The following is a 17,787-nucleotide window of genomic DNA, read 5'->3' as shown; positions in this document are numbered from 1 at the left end:
CCGCCGGGGGCGGCCCGGTCACGTACCGGGCAGCCCCCGGCAGGGCTCAGCGACGGAGCAGGGCCGCCGCGCGGGCGTGCGCGCGGGCGGCGTCCACGGGGCGGCCCGCGGCGGCATGGACGGCGGCCAGCGTGTCGAGGGCGCCGGCCCGGGAGAGCGCCTCCGGGGCGTTCGCCGCGGCCCGCGCCGCGAGCTTGGCCGCTTGCGGGAGCCGCCCCTGGAAATACGCCTCGCGGGCCGCGAGGTCGGTGCGCCGGGCGAGGGCGGGCCCCTGCGCCCGCAGCCCGGTCATCGCCGCGGCGAAGTACGGCAGCCCCTGCTCCGCCGGGATCTGCCCGGCGCGGACCCCGTCGCTGACCGCGGCGGCGTAGAGGTAGAGCGCCCCGGCCCGCAGGGAGGGCGCCGCGGACCGCGCGTACAGCTCCACCGCCGTGTGCGCCGCCTCGACGGAGCGCCCCTCGGCGAGGGCCAGCATCGCGCTGAGGGCGAGCCGCCGCGGTGAGCCGGACGGCGGCGCGGCGGCGAGCGCGGCCCGCATGAGGTCGATCCGCCCGGCGCCCGCCGCCCGCGTGGCGGCGATCGTGGCGTCGTCGGCCTGCCATTCGCCGAGCCTGCCCTCCTCCGTCCCGAAGGGCAGCCGCAGCAGCCGCCACGCGGGACTGGTGACCCGGCCAGGGGCGAGGACGTGGGTCAGGAGGGTGAGGAAGGCGATGCCCCAGCCGACCGCCGCGGCCGCGCCGCCCGCGGCGACGAGCGCCGCGGCCACCGCGGCCTGCACGAGCAGCTGGACGAGTTCCCCCCACCACATCCGGCGCCGCAGACCGGGCCGGTCGGTCACGACCATGCAGGGGCTGTAGAGGATGAGCGGCAGCGGCCGGAGCACGAGCTGCCGCCCGCCGACGGTGGTGGCCCAGAGCCAGGGACCGGCGCCGATCGAGGAGTAGACGGCCGCGAGCCCGGTGAAGGGGCCCAGCAGCCGGCTGAGCACGTTGTGCAGCGAGACGGCGAGCAGCATCCCGGCGAAGAAGAGCAGGAAGTAGTGCTCGGGGAAGGGCAGCCCGTGGGAGCTGCCCGCGACGCCGACGGTGCCGCCCACGGCGGCGGCGATGACAAAGGTGACCGTCCGGTTCCGGCTCGCGCCCGGCGGACCGGACAGGTCGGGCGGTGGCGGCGGCACGGTGGGGTCGTGCGGCGGCGCGGGTGGCGTGTACACGCCCCGGATCATGGCACCCCCCGTACGCGCCCGCCCACCGCCCCCGGCGTAAGCGTGCGGAGCCCTCGCGCCGGGGCCCCGCGCAGCGGTAACGCGCTCCCGGCGGGCGGCGGCAGGCGGGGCACGTACCATGGGAGGTGGCCGTGGCGTGAGTTCTGCCCGGCGAGGCGAGCGCGTCATACCGGAACGCGACGTCATCCACGATCCGGGAGAAGCCCCCCAGCATGTCCACGCGCCACGATATCCGTAACGTCGCCATCGTCGCCCACGTCGACCACGGCAAGACGACCCTCGTCGACGCCATGCTCAAGCAGGCGGGCGCCTTCTCGGCGCACCAGCACCTGGACGACCGGATGATGGACTCCAACGACCTGGAGCGCGAGAAGGGCATCACCATTCTCGCGAAGAACACCGCGGTGAAGTACCACCCGAAGGACGGCTCGGACCCGGTCACGATCAACATCATCGACACTCCCGGCCACGCCGACTTCGGCGGCGAGGTCGAGCGCGGCCTGTCCATGGTGGACGCGGTCGTGCTGCTGGTGGACGCCTCCGAGGGCCCGCTGCCGCAGACCCGGTTCGTGCTGCGCAAGGCGCTGTCCGCCCGGCTCCCGGTGATCCTGTGCATCAACAAGACGGACCGGCCGGACGCCCGTATCGACGAGGTCGTCAACGAGACCTACGACCTCTTCCTCGACCTGGACGCCGACGAGGACCAGATCGAGTTCCCGATCGTCTACGCGTGCGCCCGCGACGGTGTCGCCTCGCTGACCAAGCCGGCCGACGGCACGGTCCCGACGGACAGCACCAACCTGGAGCCGTTCTTCTCCACCCTGCTGGAGCACGTCCCGGCCCCGGTGTACGACGAGGAGGCCCCGCTCCAGGCGCACGTCACCAACCTGGACGCCGACAACTTCCTCGGCCGTATCGCGCTGCTGCGCGTCGAGCAGGGCCACCTGAAGAAGGGGCAGACCGTCGCGTGGATCAAGCGGGACGGCAGCATCTCCAACGTCCGGATCACCGAGCTGCTGATGACCGAGGCGCTGACCCGCGGCCCCGCCGAGAGCGCGGGCCCCGGTGACATCTGCGCGGTCGCGGGCATCCCGGACATCATGATCGGCGAGACCCTCGCCGACCCGGACAACCCGGTCGCGCTGCCGCTCATCACGGTCGACGAGCCGGCGATCTCGATGACGATCGGCACGAACACCTCGCCGCTGGTCGGCAAGGGCGGCAAGGGCCACAAGGTGACCGCCCGGCTGGTCAAGGACCGGCTGGAGCGCGAGCTCGTCGGCAACGTGTCGCTGCGGGTGCTGCCGACCGAGCGCCCGGACGCCTGGGAGGTGCAGGGCCGCGGTGAGCTGGCGCTGGCCATCCTGGTGGAGACGATGCGCCGGGAGGGCTTCGAGCTGACCGTCGGCAAGCCCGAGGTGGTCACCAAGGACGTCGACGGCAAGGTGCACGAGCCGATCGAGCGGATGACCATCGACTCGCCCGAGGAGCACCTGGGCGCGATCACCCAGCTCATGGCGTCCCGCAAGGGCCGGATGGAGACGATGACCAACCACGGGTCCGGCTGGATCCGGATGGAGTGGATCGTGCCGTCCCGCGGCCTGATCGGTTTCCGGACGGAGTTCCTGACCCAGACCCGCGGCACCGGCATCGCGCACTCCATCTTCGAGGGCCACGAGCCGTGGTTCGGCGAGCTGCGCACCCGTAACAACGGCTCGCTGGTCGCGGACCGGGCGGGCGTCGTCACGGCCTTCGCGATGACCAACCTCCAGGAGCGCGGCGTGCTGTTCGTGTCGCCGACCACGGAGGTCTACGAGGGCATGATCGTCGGCGAGAACTCCCGGTCGGACGACATGGACGTGAACATCACCAAGGAGAAGAAGCTCACGAACATGCGGTCCTCGACCGCGGACGTGACCGAGTCCCTGGTGCCGCCGCGGATGCTGTCGCTGGAGCAGTCCCTGGAGTTCTGCCGGGACGACGAATGCATCGAAGTCACCCCGGCGACGGTCCGGATCCGTAAGGTGGTTCTCGACCAGAAGGAGCGGGGCCGCGCCGCGTCCCGCGCCAAGCGCTGACGACTGCTGACCGCCAACTGAACGGTGAGGGGTCCAGGGCTTCCTGGACCCCTCTTTCACGACCCGGACGCGTCCGCTTTCCGGACGCCAATCACCGTTAGATATGTCACATCGCCCAATTCGCCGGTGTCTGTCTACGTTCCATAATGTCCGGATTCTGGAACAAGATCGCTGGTGATGTGACCAAAGCGAGACCAACCCTGTGTCGATCCGACTTCAAACGTGCCCGATAGTGGGACGAAGTTGAGCTCGGGTCAATGGGTCACGCGCTGATGGGGAGCGCCGACTCACGAGCACAGGAAGGCCGTAGTCGCTGTCAGGGGTGTCAGTGAGCGTCCGGCCTTCCTTTCACGTATCGACAGTGACTCCTGAGGAGGCAAACCCATGCGCGGTGCCAAGAGCGCCAAGTGGGTCGTAGGAGCGGCCGTGATCGCCCTCGCAGCGACCGCCTGCAGTTCGAGTGATGACTCGGGCGACAAGAAGGGTGGCAGCACCAAGGCGAGCAGCTCGTCCGACGGTGTCGTCCGGGCGTGGTGGGGCGACCCCCAGAACCCGCTCGAGCCCGCCAACACCAATGAGGTGCAGGGCGGCAAGGTCCTTGACATGATCTTCATGAACCTCAAGGAGTACGACCCGAAGACCGGTAAGGCGATGCTGGAGGCCGCCGACTCGATCACGAGCACGGACCAGCAGAACTTCACCATCAAGATCAAGCCGGACCTGAAGTTCTCGGACGGCACCCCGGTGACCTCCAAGTCCTTCGTGGACGCCTGGAACTACGGCGCGCTGGTCACCAACAAGCAGCTCAACGCGTACTTCTTCGCGGACATCCAGGGCTACGACGCGGTGCACCCGTCCGACGACGCGACGGCGAAGCCGACCGCGCAGACCATGTCCGGTCTGAAGGTCGTGGACGACCACACCTTCACCGTCGCGCTGAAGCAGAAGTTCTCGACGTGGCCGGACCGCCTGGGCTACAAGGCCTTCGCGCCGCTGCCCACCGAGTTCTTCTCGGACCACGCGGCCTACCTCGCCAAGCCGATCGGCGACGGCCCCTACATGATCGACTCTTACAAAAAGGGTACGAGCATGAAGCTGGTGCCGAACCCGAACTACACCGGCCCGAGCAAGCCCAAGAACAAGGGCGTCCTGCTCAAGGTCTACACCAGCAGCGACACCGCCTACGCGGACCTGCAGTCCGGCAACCTGGACGTCCTCGACGACATCCCGGCCGCGGACCTCTCGCACGTCAAGGACGACCTGGGCGGCCGCTACCTGAACCAGCCGGCCGGCATCATCCAGACCTTCTCGTTCCCGATGTACGAGAAGGAGTGGAGCAAGCCGGGCATGGAGAAGGTGCGTCTGGGCATCTCCATGGCGATCGACCGCAAGACGATCACCGACAAGATCTTCCAGGGCACCCGCACCCCGGCGCAGGACCTCACCTCCCCGGTGCTGGGCGCGGCCGGCGGCTACAGCGACACGCTGGCCGGCGACTCGGTCAAGTACGACCCGGTCAAGGCCAAGCAGCTGATCCAGGAGGGCGGCGGTCTGCCCGGCGGTCACATGACCCTCGGCTACAACGCCGACTCCGGCTCGCACAAGGAATGGGTCGACGCGGTCTGCAACAGCATCAACAACGTGCTGGGCGACAACAAGGCCTGCGTCGGCGCCCCGACGGGTACCTTCGCCGCCTTCCGTGACCAGATCACCAAGGGCCAGATGAAGCAGCCGTTCCGTTCCGGCTGGCAGATGGACTACCCGCTGATCGACGACTTCATCACCCCGCTCTACGCGACCGGTGGCAGCTCGAACGACTCGAAGTACAGCAACAAGACCGTGGACAACCTAATCAACCAGGCGAACGCCGAGGCTGACACCACCAAGTCCACGCAGCTGTACCAGCAGGCCGAGACGCAGATCCTCAAGGACATGCCGATCGTCCCGCTGTGGTACCAGAACGGTCAGTGCGGCTGGTCCAGCAAGGTCTCGAACGTGACGGAGAACGCCTTCAGCTACCCCGTCTTCACCGAGATCACGGTCAACTGACCTGACAACCGCATCACACTCGCAGTGAGCGGGTCCGACAGGGGAGACGTCCGGGCGCGCTTGCGGGGGAACTGACAAACAACCGCTCGCGGTGTGGATGTCGGCCGGGGCCACAAGCCCCGGCCGACGTCTGCCCCGATCCCTGGAGGGCTAATGGGGCGCTACGTCATCAGGCGACTGCTCCAGATGATTCCGGTCTTCATCGGAACCACACTGTTGATCTTCGTCATGGTTTGGGGTCTCGGCGATCCCGTGGCCGCCAAGTTCGGAGACCGTACTCCCGATCCGGCGACTGCCAATGCGCTGAGAGAGCAACTGCACCTCAACGATCCGTTGATCCAGCAGTACTGGCTCTACATGAAGGGCGTCTTCACTGGCGACTTCGGTGAGGCCTACAACTCCCAGCCGGTCACGGACATGCTCAAGTCGGCATTCCCGCTCACGCTGCGACTGACCGTCGTCGCCTTCGTCATGGAGACGGTCATCGGCGTGGCGCTCGGCCTGGTCGCAGGCCTGCGGCGCGGCCGGGCGTTCGACACCGGCGTGCTGGCCATCACGCTGCTCGTGGTGTCCATCCCGACCTTCGTCACCGGTTACGTCCTCCAGTACTACGTGGGCGTCAAGTGGGGCATATTCCACCCGGCGGTCCAGGACGGCGCCCCGTTCAAGGATCTGCTCATGCCGGGCCTGGTCCTGGCCGGCGTCTCCCTCGCCTACGTCGCCCGGCTCACCAGAACGACGGTCGCGGAGAACTCCCGGGCGGACTACCTGCGCACCGCGGTCGCCAAGGGCCTGCCGCGGCGCCGGGTCATCGTCAACCACATGCTGCGCAACTCGCTCATACCCGTGGTGACCTTCCTCGGTACGGACATCGGCAACCTGATGGCCGGCGCCCTCGTGACCGAGCGCATCTTCAACATCCAGGGTGTGGGCTACCAGATCTACCAGGGCATCGTGCACGTCAGCCCCACGACCGTGGTCGGCTTCGTGACCGTCCTGGTGATCATCTTCCTGCTTGCCAACCTGCTCGTCGACCTGCTCTACGCGGTCCTGGACCCGAGGATCCGGTATGCCTGAGAACACCGACGCCGCGATCCTCGACGGCGTTCCCACCACCCAGGACGGCACCGCCCTTCCGGCGGTCGAGGCGCAGGACAAGGCGCGCAGCCTGTGGAACGACGCCTGGTACGACCTGCGTCGCAAGCCGGTCTTCTACATATCCTCGCTGGTCATCCTGTTCCTGATCTTCATCTCGATCTGGCCGGGCGCCATCGCGCACGCCGATCCGCTGCAGTGCGACCTGATCAACTCGCAGAACGGGCCCAGCGGCGGCCACTGGTTCGGTTACGACCAGCAGGGCTGCGACGTCTACAGCCGCACCGTGCACGGTGCGCGCAACTCCATCGAGGTCGGCCTGCTGTCCACGGTCGGCGTGGCGCTGCTCGGCTCGGTCCTCGGCGGCCTCGCCGGTTTCTTCGGCGGCTGGCTCGACGCTCTCCTCTCCCGGATCAGCGACATCTTCTTCGGCATCCCGATCCTGCTCGGCGGTGTGGTCTTCCTGTCCGTGGTCAAGGGCGGCTCGGTGTGGACCGTGTCGGGCTTCATCATCGTGCTGGGCTGGCCGCAGCTGGCCCGTATCGCCCGCGGCGCCGTCATCACGGCGAAGGGGCAGGACTACGTGCTGGCTGCCAAGGCACTCGGCGCGAGCAACAGCCGGCTGCTGCTGCGCCACATCACCCCGAACGCCCTCGCGCCGATCATCGTATGGTCCACGATCGCGCTCGGCACCTTCATTTCTCTGGAGGCCACGCTGTCGTTCCTCGGCGTCGGTCTGAAGCCGCCGGCCGTCTCGTGGGGCATCGACATCTCCTCGGCCTCCGAGCAGATCCGCAACGCGCCGCACATGCTGCTGTTCCCGGCCGGTGCGCTCAGCATCACGGTGCTGGCCTTCATCCTGCTCGGCGACGCGGTCCGCGACGCTCTCGACCCGAAGCTGCGCTAGGAGGGCGTACGTTGACTGTCATCGACGATGTTTCGAACGTCCCGGCACCGGACGCCACTACGGCGCCGCTGCTGGAAGTACGCGACCTGCACGTGGAGTTCCACACCCGTGACGGTGTCGCCAAGGCCGTGAACGGCGTCAACTACTCGGTGAGCGCCGGGGAGACGCTGGCGGTGCTCGGTGAGTCGGGCTCCGGCAAGTCGGTGTCCGCGCAGGCGGTCATGGGCATCCTCGACATGCCGCCGGCCCGGATCCCGAAGGGCGAGATCTTCTTCCAGGGCCGCGACATGCTCAAGATGTCCGGCGAGGAGCGGCGGAAGATCCGCGGCCGGAAGATCGCGATGATCTTCCAGGACGCGCTGTCGTCCCTCAACCCGGTCCTGAGCGTCGGCTACCAGCTCGGCGAGATGTTCCGGGTGCACCAGGGCGCCTCCCGCAAGGAGGCCAAGGCCAGGGCCATCGAGCTGATGGACAAGGTGCGCATCCCGGCCGCCCGGGAGCGGGTGGGCGACTACCCGCACCAGTTCTCCGGCGGTATGCGGCAGCGCATCATGATCGCCATGGCGCTCGCCCTGGAGCCCGAGCTGATCATCGCGGACGAGCCCACCACCGCGCTCGACGTGACCGTCCAGGCGCAGGTCATGGATCTGCTCGCGGAGCTGCAGCGCGAGTTCAACATGGGCCTGATCCTCATCACCCACGACCTGGGCGTCGTCGCCGACGTCGCCGACAAGATCGCGGTGATGTACGCCGGCCGGATCGTCGAGGACGCCCCCGTCCACGACATCTACGCCAAGCCGGCCCACCCGTACACCAAGGGCCTGCTCCAGTCGATCCCGCGGCTGGACCAGAAGGGCCAGGAGCTGTACGCGATCAAGGGCCTGCCGCCCAACCTGACGCGTATCCCGTCCGGCTGCGCGTTCAACCCGCGCTGCCCGATGGCGCAGGACATCTGCCGTACCGACGTGCCGCCGCTGCACCCGGTCGGCACGGCGCGCGGCAGCGCGTGCCACTTCTGGAAGGAGACCCTCGGTGACTGAGCCCACTCCCGAGAAGCCCGCCGCCCAGGACGCCCCGGCCGCTCCGGTCGAGGCCGCCGCCGAGGCCGCGGCCGCGAAGCTCGCCGAGCGCGAGCCGATCCTGTCGGTGCGCAACCTGGTCAAGCACTTCCCGCTGACCCAGGGCATCCTGTTCAAGACGCAGGTCGGCGCGGTCAAGGCCGTCGACGGTGTGTCCTTCGACCTGTACGCGGGCGAGACGCTCGGCATCGTGGGCGAGTCCGGCTGCGGCAAGTCCACGGTCGCCAAGCTGCTCATGAACCTGGAGCAGGTGACGGCCGGCGAGGTCTTCTACAAGGGCCAGGACATCACCAAGCTGTCCGGCAAGGCACTCAAGGCCGTCCGGCGCAACATCCAGATGGTCTTCCAGGACCCGTACACGTCGCTGAACCCGCGGATGACGGTCGGCGACATCATCGGTGAGCCGTTCGAGATCCACCCGGAGGCGGCGCCGCGCGGCGACCGCCGCCGGCGGGTGCAGGACCTGCTGGACGTCGTCGGTCTGAACCCGGAGTACATCAACCGCTACCCGCACCAGTTCTCCGGCGGCCAGCGCCAGCGCATCGGCATCGCCCGCGGCCTCGCGCTCAACCCGGAGATCATCATCTGCGACGAGCCGGTGTCCGCGCTCGACGTGTCGGTGCAGGCGCAGGTCATCAACCTGATGGAGAAGCTGCAGGACGAGTTCAACCTGTCCTACATCTTCATCGCGCACGACCTGTCGATCGTCCGGCACATCTCGGACCGGGTCGGCGTGATGTACCTCGGCAAGATCGCCGAGATCGGCAGCGACGCGGCGATCTACGAGCACCCGACCCACCCGTACACCCAGGCGCTGCTGTCGGCGGTGCCGGTGCCGGACCCGGAGGCGCGCGAGCGGCGCGAGCGCATCATCCTGTCGGGCGACGTGCCCTCGCCGGCCAACCCGCCGTCCGGGTGCCGTTTCCGCACCCGTTGCTGGAAGGCCGAGCAGCGGTGCGCCGAGGAGGAGCCGGTGCTCGCGATCCCGACCCGGTTCGCCGACTCCGACACCCCGGCGGCGCACGAGTCCGCGTGCCACTTCGCCGAGGAGAAGGACGTGGTCGGCGCGGCCTGAGCCGAGTCCCGACCCGTAGCGAAGCCAGCAGGGGCGTCCCCACCGGGGGCGCCCCTGTTGGCGTTCCGTCATGGTGTGGCCAACGCATCCGGGGGATATTGCGCCGCATTGGGGGCGCGACACGCAATCCCAGAAGTGCGGGTTTGCCCCGATTGCTGTGTCATGGGTAACGAAGTGTCATTTGTGACCCATGAGGAGGCGCACGATGCGCGGAGCCACGCGCGTGAGGTGGGCCGTCGGCGTGACGGTCGTAGCCCTGACCGCCGCTGCCTGCGGCAGCAGCAGTGACAGTGGTGGCAGCAGCTCGTCCGGGGGCAACGGCGGCGGCATCGTACGGGCCTCCTGGGGCGACCCGCAGAACCCGCTGGAGCCGGCCGACACCAACGAGGTGCAGGGCGGCAAGGTGCTGGACATGATCTTCCGCGGCCTGAAGATCTACAACCCCAAGACCGCCAAGGCCGAGAACATGATCGCGGACTCGATCACGAGTTCGGACGCGCAGAACTTCGACATCAAGCTCAAGTCCGGCTGGACCTTCAGCAACGGCGAGCCGGTCAACGCCGACTCCTTCATCAACGCCTGGAACTACGACACGCAGCTGAAGAACGCCCAGCTCAACGCGAGCTTCTTCAGCTACATCGACGGCTACGACAAGGTCCACCCGGACAGCCCCGGCGCCAAGGCCACCGCGACCACGCTGTCCGGTCTGACGAAGGTGTCCGACACCGAGTTCAAGGTCAAGCTCAACCAGAAGTTCGCGCTCTTCCCCGACACCCTGGGCTACGCCGCCTTCTACCCGCTGCCGAAGGCCTTCTTCGACAACCGGCAGTCCTGGCTGGCCAAGCCGATCGGCAACGGCCCGTACGCGATCTCGTCCTACACCAAGGGCTCCAAGATGGAGCTCAAGAAGTGGGACGGCTACAAGGGCCCCGACCCGGCGCAGAACGGCGGCGTGGAGCTGCGGGTCTACACCGACAACAACACCGCCTACACCGACCTGCAGGCCGGCAACCTCGACCTCGTCGACGACGTCCCGGTCTCCCAGCTGCGCAACGTCAAGTCCGACCTCGGCGACCGCTACATCAACCAGCCGGCCGGCATCATCCAGACCATCTCCTTCCCGCTGTACAACCCGCGCTGGTCGTCGCCGAACTCGGCCAAGGTCCGGCAGGGCCTGTCGATGGCGATCAACCGGCCGCAGATCACCAAGACGATCTTCCAGGACACCCGCACCCCGGCCTCCGACTGGACCTCGCCGGTGCTGGGCTCGGCGGGCGGCTTCAAGGAGGGCCTGTGCGGTGACGAGTGCACGTACAACGCCGCCAAGGCCAAGCAGCTGATCCAGGAGGGCGGCGGCCTGCCCGGCGGCGGCATCACCATCTCGTACAACGCCGACACCGGCTCCCACAAGGAGTGGGTGGACGCGATCTGCAACAGCATCAACAACGCCCTGGGCAACAACAAGGCGTGCGTCGGCGCCCCGGTCGGCACCTTCGCCGACTTCCGCAGCCGGATCACCAACAAGCAGATGAACAACCCCTTCCGGGCCGGCTGGCAGATGGACTACCCGCTGATCCAGGACTTCCTGCAGCCGCAGTACTACACCGGCGCCTCCTCGAACGACTCGCACTACTCCAGCCCGGCGTTCGACAAGCTGGTCAACGAGGCGAACGCGGCCTCCTCCACCTCCGAGTCGGTGTCCAAGTTCCAGGACGCCGAGAAGGAGCTGGTCAAGGACATGCCGGCGATCCCGCTGTGGTACCAGAACGGCAGCGCGGGCTACTCCGCCAACCTCTCGAACGTCGCGCTGAACCCGTTCAGCGTCCCCGTCTACAACGAGATCAAGGTCAAGTGACCCCGCGGCCGGGAGCCGCCGCGCCGGGCACCACGGCAGCGGCGGCCCCCGGCCCCCACCCCGGCCGGCACCCCGGCCGGGTCGCTCGGCGGAAACCCCCGGAAGGCTCCGTATGGGACGCTATGTGATCCGGCGGCTGCTCCAGATGATCCCGGTCTTCATCGGCAGCACGTTCCTGATCTTCTTCATGGTCTACGCGCTCGGCGACCCCGTCGCCGCGCTCTTCGGCGACCGCGCGCCCGACCCGGCCACCGCCGCGCAGATCCGCAACTCGCTGCACCTCAACGACCCGTTGTGGAAGCAGTACCTGCTCTACATGAAGAACATCTTCTCCGGTAACTTCGGCACCGCCTTCAACGGCGAGTCCGTCACGAGCCTGATGGGCAGCGCCTTCCCGGTCACGATCCGGCTGACGATCGTCGCGATCCTCTTCGAGATCATCATCGGCATCGCGCTCGGCGTGATCACCGGCATGCGGCGCGGCAAGCCCGTCGACACCGGGGTGCTGCTGCTCACCCTGATCGTCATCTCGGTGCCGACCTTCGTCACCGGCTACGTGCTCCAGTACGTCTTCGGCGTGCAGCTGGGCTGGACCAGCCCGTCGGTGTCGCCGTCGGCCCCCTTCAACGAGCTGATCCTGCCCGGGCTGGTGCTCGCGCTGGTGTCGCTGGCGTACGTCACCCGGCTCACCCGCACCTCGATCGCCGAGAACACCCGCGCGGACTACCTGCGCACCGCGGTCGCCAAGGGCCTGCCGCGGCACCGCATCATCGTCCGGCACCTGCTGCGCAACTCGCTCATCCCGGTGGTCACCTTCATCGGCACCGACGTCGGCTTCCTCATGGGCGGCGCCATCGTCACCGAGCGCATCTTCAACATCCACGGTGTGGGCTACCAGCTCTACCAGGGCATCCTGCGCAACAACGCGCCGACGGTGGTCGGCTTCGTCACCATCCTGGTGCTGGTCTTCCTGCTCGCGAACCTGCTGGTCGACCTGCTCTACGCGGTCCTGGACCCGAGGATCCGTTATGCCTGACAGCAATCCGATCGACCCCGAGCAAGGCCCCATCGCCCCCGGCGGCGGCTACGGCGGCGGCATGGACCTGGCGGCCTCCGACGCCGAGACGCTGGAGCGCGCCCCCGGCGAGGGCCAGGAACCGGGCGGACCGGGCGGCAAGCCGCGCAGCCTGTGGTCGGACGCCTGGCGCGACCTGCGGCGCAACCCGATCTTCATCATCTCGGTGCTGATCATCCTCTTCCTGGTCTTCATCTCGCTGTGGCCCGGCACCATCGCCACCCAGGACCCGCTCGACGCCAACCTCAACCGGGCGCAGGCCGGCCCGGCCCCCGGCCACCCCTTCGGCTTCGACCAGCAGGGCCGCGACGTCTACACCCGGGTCGTCTACGGGGCGCGGGCCTCGGTGACCGTCGGCGTGTGCGCGACACTCGGCGTGGTGCTGCTCGGCAGCGTCCTGGGCGGCCTCGCGGGCTTCTTCGGCGGCTGGTGGGACGCGATCCTCTCGCGGATCAGCGACATCTTCTTCGGCATCCCGGTGATCCTCGGCGGCCTGGTCTTCCTGTCCGTCGTCACCAACAGCACGGTGTGGCCGGTCGTCGGCTTCATGGTGCTGCTGGGCTGGCCGCAGATCGCGCGTATCGCCCGCGGCTCGGTCATCACCGCCCGGCAGAACGACTACGTGCAGGCCGCGCGGGCCCTCGGGGCCGGGAACAGCCGGATGCTGCTGCGGCACATCGCGCCCAACGCCGTCGCGCCCGTCATCGTCGTCGGCACCATCGCGCTCGGCACGTACATCGCCCTGGAGGCGACGCTGTCCTACCTCGGCGTCGGCCTCAAACCGCCCACCGTCTCCTGGGGGATCGACATCTCCGACGCGTCCAACCAGATCCGCAACGCCCCGCACATGCTGCTGTGGCCCGCCGGCGCGCTGAGCCTCACCGTCCTGGCGTTCATCATGCTCGGCGACGCGGTGCGCGACGCCCTCGACCCCAAGCTGCGCTGAGGAGCTGAGCGACAACACCATGGCCACCAGTGTCGAGATGACCACCGAGCCCGGCGGGACCGAGAGCGGCCCGCTGCTGGACGTGCAGAACCTGCACGTGGAATTCCGCACCCGGGAGGGGACCGCCAAGGCCGTCAACGGCGTGGAGTATTCCGTCGAGGCGGGGGAGACGCTCGCGGTGCTCGGCGAGTCCGGGTCGGGCAAGTCCGTCACCGCCCAGGCCATCATGGGCATCCTGGACTCGCCGCCGGGCTTCGTCACCCAGGGAAAGATCGTCTTCCGCGGCCGGGACCTGCTGAAGATGGGCGGCGAGGAGCGCCGCAAGGTCCGCGGCGCCCGGATGGCGATGATCTTCCAGGACGCGCTGTCCTCGCTCAACCCCGTGCTCACCGTGGGCGAGCAGCTGGGCGAGATGTTCACCGTCCACCGCGGGCTGTCCCGCAAGGAGGCCCGCGCCAAGGCCGTGGAGCTCATGGAGCGGGTGCGCATCCCGGCGGCCAAGGACCGGGTGCGCAGCTACCCGCACCAGTTCTCCGGCGGTATGCGGCAGCGCGTCATGATCGCCATGGCGATGGCGCTGGAGCCCGAGCTGATCATCGCCGACGAGCCCACCACCGCGCTCGACGTCACGGTGCAGGCCCAGGTCATGGACCTGCTGGCGGAGTTGCAGCGCGAGTACAACATGGGCCTGATCCTCATCACCCACGACCTGGGCGTGGTCGCCGACGTGGCCGACAAGATCGCGGTGATGTACGCGGGCCGGATCGTGGAGACCTCCCCGGTGCACGACATCTACCGGGCGCCCGCGCACCCGTACACCAAGGGCCTGCTCGACTCGATCCCGCGCGTCGACCAGAAGGGCCAGGAGCTGTACGCGATCAAGGGCCTGCCGCCCAACCTGCTGCACATCCCGCCCGGCTGCGCCTTCAACCCGCGCTGCCCGATGGCGCGGGACGTGTGCCGCACCGAGGTCCCGCCGCTCTACCGGGTCAGCCAGGACCGGGCCAGCGCCTGCCACTTCTGGAAGGAGTGCATCGGTGACGACCGCCCCGCAGCCGACAAGGCCTGAGCCGTCCGCGTCCGGTTCGCCGGGCCGCGAGCCGATCCTCCAGGTCCGCGGCCTGGTCAAGCACTTCCCGCTGACGCAGGGGATCATCTTCAAGAAGCAGGTCGGCGCGGTCCAGGCGGTCGACGGGGTGAACTTCGACCTCTACCCGGGCGAGACGCTCGGCATCGTGGGCGAGTCCGGCTGCGGCAAGTCCACCGTGGCCAAGCTGCTGATGAACCTGGAGGAGCCCACCAAGGGCGAGATCATCTACCGCGGCGAGGACATCAGCAAGCTGTCGGGCCGCGCGCTCAAGGCGGTGCGCCGCAACATCCAGATGGTCTTCCAGGACCCCTACACCTCGCTCAACCCGCGGATGACGGTCGGCGACATCATCGGCGAGCCCTTCGAGATCCACTCCGAGGTGGTCCCCAAGGGCGAGCGGCGCAAGCGCGTCCAGGAGCTGCTGGACGTCGTCGGCCTCAACCCGGAGTACATCAACCGCTATCCGCACCAGTTCTCCGGCGGCCAGCGGCAGCGCATCGGTATCGCCCGCGGGCTCGCGCTGCGGCCGGAGATCATCGTGGCCGACGAGCCGGTCTCCGCCCTCGACGTCTCCGTGCAGGCGCAGGTCATCAACCTGATGGAGAAGCTCCAGGACGAGTTCGACCTGTCGTACATGTTCATCGCGCACGACCTGTCGATCGTCCGGCACATCTCCGACCGGGTCGGGGTCATGTACCTCGGGAAGATCGTCGAGCTGGGCGGGGACGCCGAGATCTACGAGCACCCCACCCACCCCTACACCCAGGCGCTGCTGTCGGCGGTGCCGGTGCCCAACCCCGAGGCGCGCGAGCACCGCGAGCGCATTATCCTCACCGGGGACGTGCCCTCGCCGGCCGACCCGCCGTCGGGCTGCCGCTTCCGCACCCGCTGCTGGAAGGCGCAGGAGCGCTGCGTGGTGGAGGAGCCGCTGCTCGCGGTGCCGGAGGTCTTCCGCGGCACCGCGGGCGCGGCCGAGCACCCCTCGGCCTGCCACTTCGCGGAGGAGAAGATCGTCGTCCCGCCGGAGAGCCGGGAGTGAGGCGGGACCGACGGATCCGTGGCGCGGGCGGTCAGGGGCGCTCCGACTGGTCCTCCAGTGCCGCGAGGGACGGGTCCATCACCACGTCCTCGGTGCGGCCGGTCACCGTCGGGTCCTCCGGGTGGTGGCAGGCCGTCAGATGCCCCTCCTCCGCGCCGTCGAGCCGGACCAGCGGCGGTTCCTCCTGCGCGCACACCTCCGTGGCCTTCCAGCACCGGGTGCGGAAGTGGCAGCCGGACGGCGGGTTGATCGGCGAGGGCACATCGCCGGCGAGCCGGATCCGGGCCTTGCGCTCGGGCCGCGGCCCGCTCCCGTCCGCGGTCTCCCACAGCGGCTCCACCTCGGGCACCGCCGACAGCAGCGCGTGGGTGTACGGGTGCCGGGGCCGTACGTAGATGGACTCGCGGTCGCCGACCTCCACGATCTTGCCGAGGTACATCACCGCGATCCGCTCCGAGAAGTGCCGCACGATCGCCAGGTCGTGCGCGATGAAGACGAACGCGATGCCCAGCTCGCGCTGCACCTGCTGGAGCAGGTTGACCACCTGCGCCTGGATCGACACGTCCAGCGCCGACACCGGCTCGTCGGCCACGATCAGCCGGGGCTTCAGGGCGAGCGCGCGGGCGACCCCGATGCGCTGCCGCTGGCCGCCGGAGAACTCGTGCGGGAAGCGGTTGTAGTGCTCCGGGTTGAGCCCGACCGTCTCCAGCAGCTCGCGCACCCGCTGGTCCCGGCCGCCGGGCGGGTCGATCCCGTTGATCTCCATCGGGCCGCGGATGATCGTGCCGACGGTCTGCCGCGGGTTCAGCGACGAGTACGGGTCCTGGAAGATCATCTGGATCTCGGACCTGACCGGCGCGAGCTCCTTGCGGCCGGCGTGCGTGATGTCCCGGCCGCGGTAGCTGACGCTGCCCGCGGTGGGCTCCAGCAGCCGGGTGATCAGCCGCCCGGTGGTGGACTTGCCGCAGCCTGACTCGCCGACCAGGCCGAAGCTCTCGCCGGCCCGTACCGTCAGGTCGACCCCGTCGACCGCCTTGACCGCGCCGACCTGCCGCCTGATGGGGAAACCGCCCATCACCGGGAAGTGCTTGGCCAGCCCGCGGACCTCCAGCAGCGTCTCGCGCGCCGTCGTCCCCGCGGCGTCCCGGGTGCCCTCGGCGTCCTTGGACAGTGAGATGTCGTTGCTCATGTGGATGCCTGCCCTGGTGGGTCAGCCGAGCCGCGGCTGAATCGTCTCGATGAACACGGACCGCTTCTGCTCGTCCTTCAGATGGCACGCCGATCCCCGCCCGTCCGGCAGGTCAGGACGCACCGACGCGCACCGCCCGCCGCCGACCAGGTCGGTGAAGCCGCACCGCGGGTGGAAGGCGCAGCCCGGCGGCGGCGCCAGCAGGCTGGGCGGCGAGCCAGGGATCGGCGTGAGCGCCTCGGAGACGTCCGACTCCAGCCGCGGCATCGAGCCCAGCAGGCCCCAGGTGTACGGGTGCTGCGGCGCCGTCAGCAGCTCGCGCACCGAGCCGCGCTCGACGGCCCGGCCCGCGTACATCACCAGCAGGTCGTCGGCGACCCTGGACACCACGCCCAGGTCGTGGGTGATCAGGATGATCGCCGAGCCGAACTCCTGCTGGAGGTCCTTGAGCAGATCCAGGATCTGCGCCTGCACGGTCACGTCCAGGGCCGTCGTCGGCTCGTCGGCGATCAGCAGGTCCGGGTCGCACACCAGCGCCATCGCGATCATCGCGCGCTGCCGCATACCGCCGGAGAACTGGTGCGGGTAGTCGTCCACCCGCATCCTGGGCTGCGGGATGCCGACCTTCTCCAGCATCTCGATGGCCCGCTCCCGCCCCTCCCGCTTGCTGGCCCCGCGGTGCTTGACGTACGGCTCGGCGATCTGCCGGCCGATCGTGTAGTACGGCGACAGGGCGGTGAGCGAGTCCTGGAAGATCATCGCCATCTTGTTGCCGCGCAGCTTCTCCAGCGTGCGGTTGGACGCCCCGGTCAGCTCCTGGCCGTCCAGCACGATCTCGCCGGCGACCTCGGTGGTGGACGGGTTGTGCAGGCCCAGCACGGTCAGGTTGGTCACCGACTTGCCCGAGCCCGACTCCCCGACGATGCCCAGCGTCTGGCCGCGCTCCAGGTCGAACGACAGCCCGTCGACGGCCTTGACGACGCCGTCCTCGGTGGAGAAGCGCACGTGCAGGTCGCGCACCGACAAGAACGCGTCGGTGCCGCTCGCCGGGACGGCGTCCTCCGGTTTGGTCAAGGTGGTCACTG

The 17,787-nt window shown here is 69.0% G+C and carries 14 protein-coding genes; 11 read left to right on the top strand and 3 right to left on the bottom strand.

The window, feature by feature from the left end; all coding sequences use genetic code 11:
* Nucleotides 1-46 precede the first annotated feature (46 nt).
* Nucleotides 47-1,213: a hypothetical protein gene (locus tag ACH4SL_RS35185; RefSeq protein WP_398453798.1), complete on the bottom strand. Its 1,167-nt coding sequence runs from the start codon at nt 1,211-1,213 to the stop codon at nt 47-49.
* Between the two features lie 224 nt (nt 1,214-1,437).
* Between ACH4SL_RS35185 and typA the strand changes: the two genes are divergently transcribed.
* The 11 genes from typA (at nt 1,438) to ACH4SL_RS35130 (ending at nt 15,513) form a co-directional block, all read left to right on the top strand.
* The gene (gene typA, locus ACH4SL_RS35180; RefSeq protein WP_398453795.1) at nt 1,438-3,303 is read left to right on the top strand and encodes a translational GTPase TypA; all 1,866 of its coding nucleotides are present in this window, start codon (nt 1,438-1,440) and stop codon (nt 3,301-3,303) included.
* Nucleotides 3,304-3,687: 384 nt separating this feature from the next.
* Entirely contained in the window at nt 3,688-5,352 is a 1,665-nt protein-coding gene (locus ACH4SL_RS35175; RefSeq protein ID WP_398453792.1) for an ABC transporter substrate-binding protein, read from the top strand.
* Nucleotides 5,353-5,505: 153 nt separating this feature from the next.
* Nucleotides 5,506-6,429: an ABC transporter permease gene (locus ACH4SL_RS35170; RefSeq protein WP_398453790.1), complete on the top strand. Its 924-nt coding sequence runs from the start codon at nt 5,506-5,508 to the stop codon at nt 6,427-6,429.
* Nucleotides 6,422-7,354: an ABC transporter permease gene (locus ACH4SL_RS35165; protein ID WP_398453788.1), complete on the top strand. Its 933-nt coding sequence runs from the start codon at nt 6,422-6,424 to the stop codon at nt 7,352-7,354. Before ACH4SL_RS35170 ends, ACH4SL_RS35165 begins: the two co-directional genes overlap by 8 nt.
* Nucleotides 7,355-7,365: 11 nt before the next feature.
* Entirely contained in the window at nt 7,366-8,394 is a 1,029-nt protein-coding gene (locus tag ACH4SL_RS35160) for an ABC transporter ATP-binding protein (RefSeq protein WP_398453786.1), read from the top strand.
* Nucleotides 8,387-9,508, top strand: coding sequence for an ABC transporter ATP-binding protein (locus ACH4SL_RS35155; RefSeq protein ID WP_398453784.1), 1,122 nt, complete (start codon nt 8,387-8,389; stop codon nt 9,506-9,508). Before ACH4SL_RS35160 ends, ACH4SL_RS35155 begins: the two co-directional genes overlap by 8 nt.
* A 205-nt stretch (nt 9,509-9,713) precedes the next feature.
* Nucleotides 9,714-11,363, top strand: coding sequence for an ABC transporter substrate-binding protein (locus ACH4SL_RS35150; protein ID WP_398453782.1), 1,650 nt, complete (start codon nt 9,714-9,716; stop codon nt 11,361-11,363).
* 112 nt (nt 11,364-11,475) lie between these two features.
* Complete coding sequence (locus ACH4SL_RS35145) at nt 11,476-12,399, top strand: ABC transporter permease (protein ID WP_398453780.1); 924 nt, start codon at nt 11,476-11,478, stop codon at nt 12,397-12,399.
* Entirely contained in the window at nt 12,392-13,384 is a 993-nt protein-coding gene (locus tag ACH4SL_RS35140) for an ABC transporter permease (RefSeq protein ID WP_031521353.1), read from the top strand. The genes ACH4SL_RS35145 and ACH4SL_RS35140 overlap by 8 nt, the downstream gene beginning before the upstream one ends.
* A 37-nt stretch (nt 13,385-13,421) precedes the next feature.
* Nucleotides 13,422-14,453 (top strand): ABC transporter ATP-binding protein, encoded by a 1,032-nt coding sequence (locus ACH4SL_RS35135; protein ID WP_398453946.1) that lies wholly within the window; start codon nt 13,422-13,424, stop codon nt 14,451-14,453.
* Nucleotides 14,422-15,513, top strand: coding sequence for an ABC transporter ATP-binding protein (locus tag ACH4SL_RS35130; protein WP_398453777.1), 1,092 nt, complete (start codon nt 14,422-14,424; stop codon nt 15,511-15,513). The genes ACH4SL_RS35135 and ACH4SL_RS35130 overlap by 32 nt, the downstream gene beginning before the upstream one ends.
* A 31-nt stretch (nt 15,514-15,544) precedes the next feature.
* Here the strand turns inward: ACH4SL_RS35130 and ACH4SL_RS35125 are convergent, their stop codons facing one another.
* On the bottom strand, nt 15,545-16,702 hold the full coding sequence (locus tag ACH4SL_RS35125) for an ABC transporter ATP-binding protein (protein ID WP_398453775.1): 1,158 nt from the start codon (nt 16,700-16,702) through the stop codon (nt 15,545-15,547).
* 21 nt (nt 16,703-16,723) lie between these two features.
* Nucleotides 16,724-17,785: an ABC transporter ATP-binding protein gene (locus ACH4SL_RS35120; protein ID WP_398453773.1), complete on the bottom strand. Its 1,062-nt coding sequence runs from the start codon at nt 17,783-17,785 to the stop codon at nt 16,724-16,726.
* Nucleotides 17,786-17,787 lie beyond the last annotated feature (2 nt).

The organism is Streptomyces sp. NPDC021020, from assembly GCF_044333285.1.
Lineage (GTDB): Bacteria > Actinomycetota > Actinomycetes > Streptomycetales > Streptomycetaceae > Actinacidiphila.
Note: the sequence above shows the minus strand (reverse complement) of the source record. Positions and strands in the feature narration are given on the sequence as shown.

Coding starts and splice junctions, on each gene's coding strand:
- typA (WP_398453795.1), top strand. CDS start 1,438: ATGTCCACGCGCCACGATATCCGTAACGTCGCCATCGTCGCCCACGTC.
- ACH4SL_RS35175 (WP_398453792.1), top strand. CDS start 3,688: ATGCGCGGTGCCAAGAGCGCCAAGTGGGTCGTAGGAGCGGCCGTGATC.
- ACH4SL_RS35170 (WP_398453790.1), top strand. CDS start 5,506: ATGGGGCGCTACGTCATCAGGCGACTGCTCCAGATGATTCCGGTCTTC.
- ACH4SL_RS35165 (WP_398453788.1), top strand. CDS start 6,422: ATGCCTGAGAACACCGACGCCGCGATCCTCGACGGCGTTCCCACCACC.
- ACH4SL_RS35150 (WP_398453782.1), top strand. CDS start 9,714: ATGCGCGGAGCCACGCGCGTGAGGTGGGCCGTCGGCGTGACGGTCGTA.
- ACH4SL_RS35145 (WP_398453780.1), top strand. CDS start 11,476: ATGGGACGCTATGTGATCCGGCGGCTGCTCCAGATGATCCCGGTCTTC.
- ACH4SL_RS35140 (WP_031521353.1), top strand. CDS start 12,392: ATGCCTGACAGCAATCCGATCGACCCCGAGCAAGGCCCCATCGCCCCC.
- ACH4SL_RS35135 (WP_398453946.1), top strand. CDS start 13,422: ATGACCACCGAGCCCGGCGGGACCGAGAGCGGCCCGCTGCTGGACGTG.
- ACH4SL_RS35125 (WP_398453775.1), bottom strand. CDS start 16,702: ATGAGCAACGACATCTCACTGTCCAAGGACGCCGAGGGCACCCGGGAC.